This window comes from Alteraurantiacibacter buctensis (genome assembly GCF_009827655.1).
In the GTDB taxonomy this organism is placed as follows: domain Bacteria; phylum Pseudomonadota; class Alphaproteobacteria; order Sphingomonadales; family Sphingomonadaceae; genus Alteraurantiacibacter; species Alteraurantiacibacter buctensis.
In genome coordinates this window covers 1-12,420 of sequence record NZ_WTYV01000006.1, presented here as the reverse complement: position 1 = coordinate 12,420, position 12,420 = coordinate 1, and the positions used below count along the sequence as shown (strand labels likewise).

The following is a 12,420-nucleotide window of genomic DNA, read 5'->3' as shown; positions in this document are numbered from 1 at the left end:
GGTTTCCTTCCGGCTCACGGCTCATACTCCGGCAGCGGCGCGGAGCCGAGCAGCGAGCCCGCGCCATCGGTTTCCAGCTTCTCGGTAACGGCGCGCAGCGCGGCACTGGTGCGGCGCAGGTCCTGCATCGTCGCCTGCGCGGCGGGCAGCGTCTCTTCCGACAGTTCGCGCGTGACCGGCTCGACATTGGCCAACGTCCGCTTCAGCGCGGCGGCGGCTTCACGCGCGGAAGCCAGCGTGGCCCGCATGTCTGTGGCCAGCGGGCGGCCTTCCTCGTCCAGCAGGGCGTTGGTGCTGTCCAGCGTGCGCTGGAAGGCAGCCAGCGTCTGGGTTGACTGGGCCAGCGTCACCTGCAGTTCGGCCATTGTGCGGCGCACTTCGGGCGAGGCATTGGCCAGTTCGCGGCTGATCGCATCGGTGTTGCGCAGGATGCCGGCGATGGAGGCCTGGTTGTCATCATCCAGCACGCGGGTCAGCCGGTCGGTCAGCGTGGCCAGCCGTTCCAGCAGCAGCGGGGCGCTGGACAGGATCTCGTCCAGAGCGCCACCCGCCGTCGGGATTACCGGCACGCCTTCGGGACAGTCGGTCGTCTCGCAGGTGATTGGCTGGGCACCGCGCCTCGCGCCGTCCAGGTTGAGGGTGGAAACGCCGGTAAAACTGAAGCTTATCGAGGCGACGGTGCCCACCAGGATCGGCACGTCCTCCTCCACCCGGATGCGCACCCGCACATAGTCGGGGTCGCGCGGCCACAGTTCGATATCGGTCACCTGGCCCACCGGCACCCCGGAAAAGGCCACGCCCGAGCCCTTGGCCAGGCCGCCCACCGATTGCTGGAAGAACACGTCGTATTCCTTCTGGTCGGCATTGCCCAGGCGCGCCAGCCACACGAAGAAGCCCGCCAGCGCGGCCAGCAGCAGCAGGGTGACAACCCCGACCCAGACATGGTTTGCGCGTGTTTCCATCTGCCCCCCGCTATGCCCCCGCTTTGCCCGGCTTGTCCACTGCAACGCCCGCTTTCGCATGGCGTTCCTTGGCCGACAGCGCGGCGCGGGCACGCGGGCCGTTGAAATACTCCTGGATCCACGGGTGGTCGGTTTCCAGCAGCTCGGGGATCGTGCCCACGGCCACCACGTGTTTGTCCGCCAGAACGGCCACCCGGTCGCAGATGGCATAGAGCGTGTCGAGATCGTGAGTGATCAGGAACACGGTCAGGCCCAGGGTATCGGTCAGCTCGCGCAGCAGCTCGTCGAACATGGCCGCGCCGATCGGGTCCAGCCCGGCGGTCGGCTCGTCCAGGAACAGCAGTTCCGGGTCCAGCGCCAGGGCCCGGGCCAGGCCGGCGCGCTTCTTCATGCCGCCCGACAGTTCGCTGGGAAACTTGCTGGCCGCTTCCTCCGGCAGGCCCGACATGACCACCTTATAGCGGGCGATCTCGTCGAGCAGCTCGGCCGATAATTCCGGATAATACTGCTTCAGCGGAACCTGCACGTTTTCACCCACGGTCAGGGTGGAAAACAGCGCCCCGCCCTGGAACAGCACGCCCCAGCGATAGCGGATCTTGATCTCGCTATCGTCTTCCGCCGCGGTGATGTCGCGGCCGAACACCTTGATGCAGCCGTGTTCGGGGATTTGCAGACCGATGATGGACCGCATCAGCACGCTCTTGCCGGTGCCCGATCCGCCCACCACGCCCAGGATCTCGCCCCGGCGGACCTTCAGGCTCAGGTCTTCGTGGATAACCTGCTCGCCGAAGCTGTTGGTCAAGCCCTCGATCTCAATCGGGAAGTCGTCAGTCGGCAGTTCCTCGGGCGCAGCCGCGTCGTCATCGTCGTCCAGCGGGAACGGCAGGTCCTCGTCATCGTCGGGCGGCAGGGGCTGGTTCTCGCTCATCCCCAACCGATCTCGGTGAAGAACACCGCAAAGAAGGCATCGAGCACGATGGCCATGAAGATCGCCTGCACCACCGCCTTGGTGGTGCGGGTGCCAACTTCCTCGGCATTGCCGGAAACCTGCATGCCCTGATAGCAGCCCGCGAGCGCGATGATCAGGCCAAACACCGGCGCTTTCACCAGGCCCACATACAGGTCATACATCGGCACCACTTCCTGGATGCGCGACAGGAAGGTGAGGAAAGGGATGCCCAGCGTCAGGTCGGCGATCACCGCGCCGCCGATGATCGCCATGCAGGCGGCATAGAAGCCCAGCAGCGGCATCATCAGCACCGCCGCCAGCAGGCGCGGCAGCACCAGCACCTCCACCGGCGAAACGCCGATGGTGCGCATGGCGTCAATTTCCTCGGTCAGCTTCATCGTGCCGATCTGCGCGGCAAAGGCGCTGCCGGACCGGCCGGCGACCATGATCGCGGTCATCAGCACGCCCAGTTCGCGCAAGGTTATGCGGCCCACCAGGTTCACGGTCAGCGTCTCGGCCCCGAACTGGGCCAGTTGCACCGCGCCCTGCTGGGCGATGACGATGCCGATCAGGAAGCTCATCAACCCGATGATCGGCAGGCTGGTCACGCCCACCAGTTCCATCTGGTGCACCAGCGCGCGCAAGGGGAAGCGGCGCGGATGGCGCAGCACCGAGCCGACGGCGATGATGATCGCCCCCATGAAGCCAAGGTTGTTGCGGACCCCGTCCAGCGCGGCGAACACCTTGTCACCCACTTCCTCGGGCACGCGGCGGAAGAACCAGTCACGCCGGGGGGCAATGTCGGCCTCGCTGGCGCTGCCGGCCACGGCTTCCAGCAGCACTTCGGCCTGCCGGGTAGCACCCTGCACCTGCGCGCCGTGCTGCTGCGCCAGGCGATAGACAAGCCAGGCCCCCACGGTATCGATGCGCGGCACGGCGGTGAGGTCGATCGCGGTCACACCGGAATCCAGCGCCCGCAGATCGCCATCGATGCGGCCCACGGTGGACACGAGCATCGGGCCGTCGAGCACCACTGCGGTGCCGCCGGCGCGCTCCTCCAATGTGTACGTTGCCCACTTACGCATGACTGGCTGCGGTATGCTGGCAAACTAAGGCCGCGGCAAGGCAGGACATTTCGATGGCTCCTTGCCCTCGCCCCGCCCCGCTGGCAAAGGCCGCGCTGCCATGACACGCGAACTTGACAAGACCTTCGACCCCGCCGCCATCGAGGCGAAATGGTATGCCCACTGGGAAGCCAACGGCTGTTTCCGCCCCCACCGCCCGGATGCCGAACCCTTCACCATCGTCAACCCGCCGCCCAACGTGACGGGATCGCTGCATATCGGTCATGCGCTGGACAACACTTTGCAGGACATTGTGATCCGGTACGAGCGGCTGCGGGGCAAAGATGCCCTGTGGGTGGTGGGCACCGACCATGCCGGCATCGCCACGCAAATGGTGGTGGAACGCCAGCTTGAGGCGAAGCAGGACAAGCGCACCAACTACAGCCGCGAGGATTTCGTGGCCAAGGTGTGGGAATGGAAGGAAGAGAGCGGCGGCCAGATCACCCGCCAGCTGCGCCGCCTGGGCTGTTCGATGGACTGGAGCCGCGAACAGTTCACTATGGACCCGCACTTCACCCGCGCCGTGCTGAAGGTGTTCGTGGACCTCTACAACAAGGGCCTGATCTACCGCGACAAGCGGCTGGTGAACTGGGACCCCAAGCTGAAGACCGCGATTTCCGACCTTGAGGTGGAAACCCGCGAGGTGAAGGGCCACTTCTGGCACTTCCGATATCCGCTGGCCGATGGCGTGACGCTCGATAACGGGCAGGACTATATCGAGGTCGCCACCACGCGGCCCGAGACCATGCTGGCCGACATGGCCGTGGCGGTGAACCCGGAAGACCAGCGCTACCAGTCGGTCATCGGCAAGTACGTGGTGCTGCCGATCACCGGCCGCCGCATCCCCATCGTGGCGGACGAGCATGCCGATCCCGAACTGGGCAGCGGCGCGGTGAAGATCACCCCGGGCCACGATTTCAACGACTTCGAGGTGGGCCGCCGCGCCGGGATCGCTGCCGCCGACATGCTCAACATGCTCGATGCCGATGCCTCCGTGTGCCAGACGGCGGACGGGTTGATCCCCGACCGCTTCGTGGGGCTGGACCGCTTCGATGCCCGCGCCGCCGTGGTGGCTGAGCTGAAGGCCAGCGGCCACCTGATCCCGCACGTGGTGGAAAAGGACGGCGAGCGGGTGGAGCACGATGCCGAGCCCCGCACGATCCAGACCCCCTATGGCGACCGGGGCGGCGTGGTGATCGAGCCGTGGCTGACCGACCAGTGGTATGTCAACGCCGCCGCGTTGGCACAGGCTCCGCTGGAAGCCGTGCGCAGCGGCGCGGTGGAGATCGTGCCCAAGACCTGGGAGAAGACTTTCTTCAACTGGATGGAAAACATCCAGCCGTGGTGTGTGAGCCGCCAGTTGTGGTGGGGGCACCGGATTCCGGCTTGGTATCACGTGCGGGTCGAAGCGGATGGCACGCTGAGCCAGCTCGGCGTAGTCGTCGCCGAGAATGAGATGGAAGCGTCACACCAGGTCGCGAAACCTGGCACAGTTGTCGTCATGTGTGACTCTCTGGGTGCGCTTGAGAAGCGCATGACCAAGACTGACATGCGCGGCCAGTATGCGCTCTACCGTGACGAGGACGTGCTCGACACCTGGTTCTCCTCCGCCCTGTGGCCCTTCGCCACGCTGGGCTGGCCGGACAACACCGACCTGCTGGCCAAGCACTATCCCAACAACCTGCTCGTTTCCGGGTTCGACATCCTGTTCTTCTGGGATGCGCGGATGATGATGATGGGCCAGGCGATGACAGGGCAGAACCCCTGGCCGCGCCTTTACCTGCACGGGCTGGTGCGCGCGCCGGACGGGCAGAAGATGTCCAAGTCCAAGGGCAACGTGGTCGATCCGCTGGGCCTGATCGACAGGTACGGGGCCGATGCGCTGCGCTTCTTCATGGCGGCGATGGAAAGCCAGGGCCGCGACATCAAGATGGATGAGAAGCGGGTGGAGGGCTATCGCAACTTCGCCACCAAGCTGTGGAACGCGGCGCGCTTCTGCCAGGCCAACGGCATCGGCCTGTCGCGCCACGTGGCCGCCCCCAAGGCCACCCTTGCTGCCAACCAGTGGATCATCGGCGAACTGGCACAGACCGCGCAGGCGCTGGACAAGGCGCTGGCCGACCTGCGTTTCGATGCCGCCGCCAATGCCGTGTACCACTTCGTGTGGGACCAGTTCTGCGACTGGTACCTGGAACTGATCAAGCCGGTGCTGCAAGGCGATGCCAGCGCGTACGAGGCGCAGGAAACCCGCGCCGTGGCCGGCTGGGCGCTGGACCAGATCCTGGTGATGCTGCACCCCTTCATGCCCTTCATCACCGAAGAGCTGTGGCATTCACGCGGCCATCCGCATGACCTGATCGTGGGATCGTGGGTCGATCCGCAGGCGCAGGTGAGCAAGGAGGCGACGGATGCGATCGACTGGCTGATCGCGCTGACCACCGCCACCCGCGCCGCGCGCAACGAACTGGGGATTTCCCCGGGCGAGAAGCTGCCGGTCTTCTGCGCCAGCCCCTCTCCTCTGGGCGCGCGGGTGATCGCCAGCAGCGGCGCGGCGATCGAACGGCTGGCGCGCCTCTCCCCCATCACCATGGGCGAGGCTCCCGCCGGGGCGGCCATGCAGGTAACGGCCGGCGGCGATACCTTCGTGGTGCCGCTGGAAGGCGTGATCGACATCGCCGCCGAGAAGGCGCGGTTGCAGAAGGCGCTGGAAGTGTCAGCCAAGGAGGCAAAATCGCTCGAAGGCCGCCTGAACAACGCCGCCTTCGTCGAAAAGGCCAAGCCCGAAGCGGTCGACAAGGCTCGCGCCGATCACGCTCACCACGCGGCGGAAGTCGAGCGGTTGACGGCGGCGCTGGCGCGGCTGGGGTGAGGTGACCCTCACCCTCGCCACAGACGATAGCGGCGGGCCGGAAGTGTTCGCCAGCCTGCAGGGCGAAGGTCCGTCGCAGGGCCGGCCGGTGGCTTTCATGCGCCTGTCGCGCTGCAACCTGGCGTGCCGCTGGTGCGACACGCCCTACACCTGGCACTTTACTGGCGACAATCGCCCGCACCGGGGCGGCGAAACCTTTGACCGCAAGGCCAACCAGGTCACTCTGCCGGTGGCTGAAGTGGCCCGGCGCATCCTTGCCCTTGGCCAGAACCGGCTCGTCATCACCGGGGGCGAGCCGCTGTTGCAGAGGGGCAAGCTGGCCGATCTGGTGGCCCTGCTGCCGGACATGGCTATCGAGATCGAGACCAACGGCACGGTGGAGCCGCCCGCCCGGGTGGATGCACTGGTCCACCAGTACAACGTCAGCCCCAAGCTGGCCCACAGCGGCAATCCGGCCGATCTGGCGCTGGTCCCCCGCCTGCTGGACCGCTGGGCCGCCGATCCGCGGGCCTTCCTGAAGTTCGTGATCGGCCAGCCGCAGGACGTGGCCGAAGTGCTGGCCCTCGCCCGCACCCATTCCTTCGATCCCGCCCGCGTGTTCCTGATGGCCGAGGGAACCGACAGCGATACTTTGCACTCTAAGGAAAAGTGGCTGGCCCCCCTATGCCTTGAGCACGGTTTCCGGCTAAGCGACCGGCTGCATATTCACCTATATGGGGACACGCGCGGTACATGACTGGCGAAACGGCCCCAGAGACGTCCACAAAGGCTCCTCCAAAGCGCGGCCCGTTCAAGGGTGACCTGACGCAGGGGCCGATCATGCCCACGCTGCTCCTGTTCAGCGTGCCCACGCTACTGGCCAACGTGCTCCAGTCATTGAACGGCACGATCAATTCGATCTGGGTGGGCCGCCTGATCGGCGAGGAAGCGCTGGCCGCCACGGCCAATGCCAATATCATCATGTTCCTGATGGCCAGCGCCGTGTTCGGCTTCGGCATGGCCGGCACGGTCAAGATCGGCCAGCGGTTCGGCGCGCGGGACCTTGATGGCGCGCGGCGCACGATGGGCACGGCGGTGGGTTTCTGCTTTGCGCTGATGGTGGTGATCGCGGTGATCGGCTTTATCGCCACCCCCGCCCTGCTGCGGCTGCTGGGGACGCCGGACGACGTCTATCGCCTCGCGCTGGATTACCTCAGGATGCTGTTCGTCTCGATGCCGCTGGGCATGGTGGGTGTGATGCTGTCCATGAGCCTGCGCGGCGCGGGCGATGCGCGCACCCCGCTGATCTTCATGATCGTCACCGTGGTGCTGGACGTGGGCCTGAACCCCGTGCTGATCGCCGGCTATGGCCCCATTCCCGCGCTGGGCATCACCGGATCGGCGCTGGCCACGGTGATCGCCAACGTGGTCAGCTTCTTCGGCATGCTGGCCTATATTTATGCCAGGGACCTGCCGCTGCGCCTGCGGGGGGCCGAGCTGGCCTACCTCAAGCCCGTGCGCGAGGAGCTGGGCTATATCGTCAGCAAGGGTGTGCCGATGGGCGCGCAGATGCTGATCATGAGCGCGTCGGGCATCATCGTGGTGGGGCTGGTCAACCGCGAGGGCACGCTGATGACCGCCGCCTATGGCGCGGCCATGCAGCTGTTCACTTATATCCAGATGCCGGCCATGGCCATCGGCGGGGCGGTTTCCGCCATTGCCGCGCAGTATATCGGCGCGAAGAAGTGGGACGGGCTGGGCCAGCTGACCCGCGCCGGGGTGTGGGTGAATTTCCTGATGACCGGCGCGATCACCGGCCTGCTGCTGGCCTTCGACCGGCCGGCGCTGGTGCTGTTCCTGGGGCCTGACAGCCCGGCGGTGGACATGGCGCGGCACATCCAGATGCTGGCCGGATGGAACTTCATCATCTTCGGCGTGATGATGGTGCTGACCGCGGTGATGCGCGCGGCGGGCGCGGTGTGGATGCCGCTGCTGATCCTGGCCGTATCACTCTACCCCGTGCGCCTGGGATTCTACTATGCCACCTATGGTTGGCTGGGGGCCGATGCGATCTGGTGGAGCTTCCCGGTCTCGGCGGCGGCTGCGCTGCTGCTGGCCTGGTGGGCCTATCGCTATACCGACTGGCTGGGCGGCGGGCAGGCGGAAACGCCGGAGGAAGCGATGGAGCAGGCCCACGCGGACGGGCAGCCGGCCGGCCGGTTCCAGCCTGATCTCTGAGGCGAGCGCCCATCCGCGCGCTCGTCCTTGGTGCTATTCGCTCCACTTCGTTGCGCGGCACCTGCGGGCAGCTTGCCTGCCCGCATAGCGAGGACCGCACGCCCGGATGGGCGGGCGGAAAGCAAATCAGCTTCCCTGGCTGCGCCAGCGCTGGACCACGCGTTCCACCTGCTCTTCCTCGCCGCCGCACTCGCTCCACAGGTCGACGAAGCTGGGGTCTTCCGAAGCGGGGCGCTTCGCTTCTTCCAGGTTGTCGAACGCCACGCGGATCGGGATCGACACGCCCTCGCCGCAGATGATGCATTCGCGGTTGCGCAGCGCGGGGATCGAATCGAGGAAGCCGCGCGCGCCTTCGGGCATGGCGGCCTTCACGAAGGCCTGGTCGCGATCGTTGTTGAGGCGCATCGAGATGATCGTGCCGCACTGCGACAGCACGCCTTCGGCCAGGTCGCTTGGCCGCTGGGTGATCAGGCCCAGCGAAATGCCGTACTTGCGCCCTTCCTTGGCGATGCGGCTGAGGATGCGGCCCACGGACGAGCCATCGGCGTTCTTCTCGTTGGGCACGTAGCGGTGGGCTTCCTCGCACACCAGCAGGATCGGCCGGGTCTTCTCGTTGCGGCCCCAGATGGCGAAGTCGAACACCATGCGGCTGAGCACGGCAACCACGGTCGACGTGATGTCCGACGGTACGCCCGACACGTCGATGATGGAGATCGGCTTGCCATCGCCCGGCATGCGGAAGATGCGGCTGATGAAAGTGGCCATGGTATCGCCCACCAGCATGCCGGAGAACATGAACTGGTAGCGCGGATCGGCCTTCAGTTCGTCGATCTTGGTCTTGATCCGCATATAGGGCGCGCTGGTGGTGGCCTTGTCCAGCTTGCCCATCTCGTCCTGCAGCATGTTGGTCAGGTCGGAGATGAGATAGGGGATGGGGCTGTCGACGGTGATCTTGCCCATCGTCTGCGCCAGCCGGTTCTTGTAGCGCGCGGCCAGCAGGCACTTGGCCAGGATGTCCTTGTCTTCCTGCAGGTCGTTGCCGGTGGACCGCAGCAGCACCTCGCAGTGCTCCTCGAAGTTCATCAGCCAGTAGGGCATCTGCAGGTTCGACACGTCAAAGATGGTGCCGGTATTGCGGAACGCGGCGGAATATTCGCCGTGCGGGTCGATCATCACGATATGGCCCTGCGGGGCTGCCTGGCAGATGCGGTGCAGCAGCAGGGCCGCGCTGGTCGACTTGCCGGTGCCGGTGGAGCCAAGCAGCGCGAAATGCTTGCCCAGGAAGGCATCGATGTAGATGCCGGCGCGGATCTCGGTGGTGGGATAGACCGTGCCCACCTGGATCGCGCTGCGCCCGTCGCTGGCATAGATCTGCCGCAGGTCATCGGTGGTGGCGGGATAGACCAGCGCGCCCGGGATGGGATAACGGGTGACGCCGCGGCGGAAACCGTGGATCTTACCGGTCAGCCGCTCTTCCTGCCCCTCGCCCATGAAGTCGATGTTGGCCAGCACGGCATTGCCGTCGCCCCGGCGGTCCTGCCGCTGGTTGCGTACGCTGGCCAGCAACCAGCCGTCCTTGGTCTTGATCTTGATCTGGCTGCCCACCTGGCCCGCCAGCGCGATCGAGGGATCGGTATCTTCCGCGCACTGCGCCAGCCGTTCCAGGTCGATCGCGATCTGCGAGCCGGAACCGGCGATTTCCAGCACCATGCCGATCGGCTGGCTGGCGTTGTACAGGCTGCCTTCCGATACGAAGCTCTTGCTCGCCATCTGGTTCATTTGCTTGGCCAATCCGCTCTTGTTGTCACGTGTCGCGCGTGGCTGCGGGCTTAGGCGGGCGAGGTTAAGATCGCGTCAATAAGCGGGGAAAGGCGGCCCTCACACCAGCGCGAACAGGCGGCCCGCGGCCCAGCCCATGACCAGCGACAGCATCACGGCCAGCAGGCCGTAGAGGAACGAATTTTCGTCCGCCTGCTCGGTCACCACGCGGTCCAGCCCTTCCTTGCGCACTTCCACATGGGTGCTGGCGGCGGCAATCACCCGCCCGTCGCGCACGGCAAAGGTTTCCGCGATATAGCGGCCCACGGTGACGTTGGAGGGCAGCGCGATGCGCGCCTGGTAGAGCACCCCCTCGCTCATCGTCACGCCCGCCTCGTCCTGCTGGAACAGGCCGGAACGCTGGCGCAGGTCCACCAGCCCTTGCGTGAAGCGGGCATACTGCGGCGGGTCGATAGCGCCGGTGGGCGAGAGCTGCAGGTATTGCAGGCCGAATTCGTAGATCGCCGCCGTTCGCTCGTCCACCAGCTCGGCCACGGGGGCGGAACTGGCGATGGCGAAGAACGAGGGGACCGAGCGGAAGCTGGTCGCCTCGGCATTGATCCAGATCCCCAGGAAACGCTGCTTCTCGCGCACGCTGATCGCCTGGGCCGGGCCACGCAAGATCACCACGATGTCATAGTCATCGCTCGCCCGCCTGCCATCGGGATCGAGGATCGCCCCGAAAAGCAGCAATTCCGCGCCGGTGAAGCCCTGGCGCACCTGCACCTCGTGCTGGCTGATCTCCGGCACCAGGATGGGATCGCGCCCCTGCGCCTGCGCCGTGGCAGGCCACAGGGTCAGCAGGGCCAGAAGGGCCAGCCCCAGCCTTGTCGCCAGACCCCTCATAACGGCGTCACCGTATAGACCTCGTCGGGCACGAACCCCAGGCCGATCAGCATCCGCAGCGCCACCAGCAGCACGATCGCCGCCAGCGCCAGGCGCAGGTATTCGGGCTTGGCCGACAGCGCTATGCGGGTGCCGATCTGCGCGCCCGAGACAGATCCCAGCAGCAGCAGCCCGGCCAGCACGATATCCACCGCCTGCGTGGTCAGCGCGTGGATCATGGTGGTCAGCATGGTCACGAACAGGATGTTGAACAGGCTGGTGCCGACGACCACGTTCGCACTCATCCCCAGGATATAGAGCATGGCCGGCACCAGGATGAAACCGCCGCCCACGCCCATCAGCATGGTCAGGATGCCCACCACCATGCCCAGGATCAGCGGGGCCAGCGGGCTGATGTAGAGGCCCGAGCGGTAGAACCGCCAGCGCAGCGGCAGGCTGGCAATCAGCGGGTGGTGCCGCCGCTTGGTGGCCCGGCGCGGCGCATCGCCCTTGCGGCCCAGCGAGACCAGCGCCTCGCGCGCCATCAGCCCGCCGATCGAGCCGAGCATCAGCACGTAGAGGATATTGATCACCACGTCGATCTGGCCAAAGGCGCTCAGCAGGTTGAACAGCCCGGCACCGATCAGCGCGCCCAGCAGGCCGCCGGCCACGGTCACCCCGCCCATCTGGTAATCCACCCCGCCGCGCTTGCTCTGCGCGATCACGCCGGACACGCTGGCCCCGGTCACCTGGCTGGCGGCGCTGGCGGCGGCCACCGTTGGCGGGATGCCATAGAAGATCAGCAAGGGGGTGGTCAGGAACCCGCCGCCCACGCCGAAAATGCCCGACAGGATGCCGGTCGCGCCGCCCAGCAGCACGATCAGCAGCCCGTTCACGGCCAGGTTGGCAATGGGCAGGTACACGTCCATGCCGCACGGCGTAACCCATCCCGCCTGAGCGGAAAAGGCAAGGGCGCGGATTAGCTCAAAAACCGGCGGATAGTGTGAGCGCAGGGCCACTGGCAGGGCGTGCATCGCCCGCCACGCGGATGCGATAGTCGGCCGCCACGCGCCCGCGTGCCTCGCCTAGGTCGAAGGTGAGCGAGGCACTGGGCCCCACGTCCAGCCGGGAGCTGCCGCGCTGCGCGCCGCCCCAGGCCCCGCCCCCGGCGCGCAGGTCGAAATCCTCGTGCCGTGCCACGCTGCGGTCCACCCGCAACTGCCCGTCGACAAAGGCCGTGCGCGCCCGCCCGCCGACATAGCCGGCGGCGGCATAGGCTTCCGCGCTGGCACCCAGCGGCAGGGCCTGCGGGGCAAGCTCGGTCACGGCGAAGGCAGCCGGGCGCAGTCCGGTGCCGGTCAGCCGCTCGCTGGCGCGCAGCTCCGCCGCCACGCGCACCGGCACATTGGCCAGCGGGCGGGCGGAGAGGCCCAGCGCCGCCTCGCGCTCGCGCGTGCCCTGCAGCGCGCTCGCCACGCGCAAGTGGGCCTGCGGGGCATGGCCGCTGGCCGGTGCCAGGCGATAACGGGCCACCGCCCCCGCCTGGCTGCGGCCATAGGTGGGCTGGCCGGACGTGATCGGCGTGGTCGCATCGTCGCGCCACAGCAGCCAGCCATCGGCCGACCAGCGGCTGGCCGGGCGCGGGGCCGCGGCAGA

The 12,420-nt window shown here is 66.9% G+C and carries 9 protein-coding genes and 1 pseudogene; 3 read left to right on the top strand and 7 right to left on the bottom strand.

Annotation, left to right across the window (positions count from 1 at the left end):
• Positions 1–14: 14 nt before the first annotated feature.
• From GRI99_RS13785 to GRI99_RS13775, 3 genes are read right to left on the bottom strand one after another with little or no spacing between them, the layout of a single operon-like run.
• Positions 15–962 carry an MlaD family protein gene (locus GRI99_RS13785; RefSeq protein WP_160772647.1) on the bottom strand — a complete coding sequence of 316 codons (948 nt, stop codon included), beginning with the start codon at positions 960–962 and terminating at the stop codon, positions 15–17.
• A gap of 10 nt (positions 963–972) precedes the next feature.
• The gene (locus tag GRI99_RS13780; protein WP_160772646.1) at positions 973–1,890 is read right to left on the bottom strand and encodes an ABC transporter ATP-binding protein; all 918 of its coding nucleotides are present in this window, start codon (positions 1,888–1,890) and stop codon (positions 973–975) included.
• On the bottom strand, positions 1,887–2,996 hold the full coding sequence (locus GRI99_RS13775; protein ID WP_160772645.1) for an ABC transporter permease: 1,110 nt from the start codon (positions 2,994–2,996) through the stop codon (positions 1,887–1,889). The genes GRI99_RS13780 and GRI99_RS13775 overlap by 4 nt, the downstream gene beginning before the upstream one ends.
• Positions 2,997–3,096: 100 nt before the next feature.
• Here GRI99_RS13775 and GRI99_RS13770 point away from each other — a divergent pair, with 100 nt between their 5' ends.
• The 3 genes from GRI99_RS13770 to GRI99_RS13760 all read left to right on the top strand — a co-directional run bounded on the left by GRI99_RS13770 (position 3,097) and on the right by GRI99_RS13760 (position 8,121).
• A complete protein-coding gene (locus GRI99_RS13770) occupies positions 3,097–5,904 on the top strand; it encodes a valine--tRNA ligase (RefSeq protein ID WP_160772644.1) in 2,808 nt (935 codons plus the stop codon).
• Position 5,905: 1 nt separating this feature from the next.
• Positions 5,906–6,640 carry a radical SAM protein gene (locus GRI99_RS13765; protein ID WP_160772643.1) on the top strand — a complete coding sequence of 245 codons (735 nt, stop codon included), beginning with the start codon at positions 5,906–5,908 and terminating at the stop codon, positions 6,638–6,640.
• An 83-nt stretch (positions 6,641–6,723) separates the two neighbouring features.
• The gene (locus GRI99_RS13760) at positions 6,724–8,121 is read left to right on the top strand and encodes an MATE family efflux transporter (RefSeq protein WP_439098443.1); all 1,398 of its coding nucleotides are present in this window, start codon (positions 6,724–6,726) and stop codon (positions 8,119–8,121) included.
• Between the two features lie 126 nt (positions 8,122–8,247).
• Here GRI99_RS13760 and GRI99_RS13755 read toward each other — a convergent pair whose 3' ends face one another.
• The 4 genes and pseudogenes from GRI99_RS13755 to GRI99_RS13740 all read right to left on the bottom strand — a co-directional run.
• Complete coding sequence (locus GRI99_RS13755; RefSeq protein ID WP_160772641.1) at positions 8,248–9,900, bottom strand: ATP-binding protein; 1,653 nt, start codon at positions 9,898–9,900, stop codon at positions 8,248–8,250.
• A gap of 99 nt (positions 9,901–9,999) precedes the next feature.
• Positions 10,000–10,785 carry a TIGR02186 family protein gene (locus tag GRI99_RS13750; protein WP_160772640.1) on the bottom strand — a complete coding sequence of 262 codons (786 nt, stop codon included), beginning with the start codon at positions 10,783–10,785 and terminating at the stop codon, positions 10,000–10,002.
• Positions 10,782–11,693 (bottom strand): sulfite exporter TauE/SafE family protein, encoded by a 912-nt coding sequence (locus tag GRI99_RS13745; protein WP_160772639.1) that lies wholly within the window; start codon positions 11,691–11,693, stop codon positions 10,782–10,784. Before GRI99_RS13745 ends, GRI99_RS13750 begins: the two co-directional genes overlap by 4 nt.
• A 55-nt stretch (positions 11,694–11,748) precedes the next feature.
• Positions 11,749–12,420 (bottom strand): annotated as a pseudogene (locus GRI99_RS13740) (hypothetical protein); the annotation flags it as partial.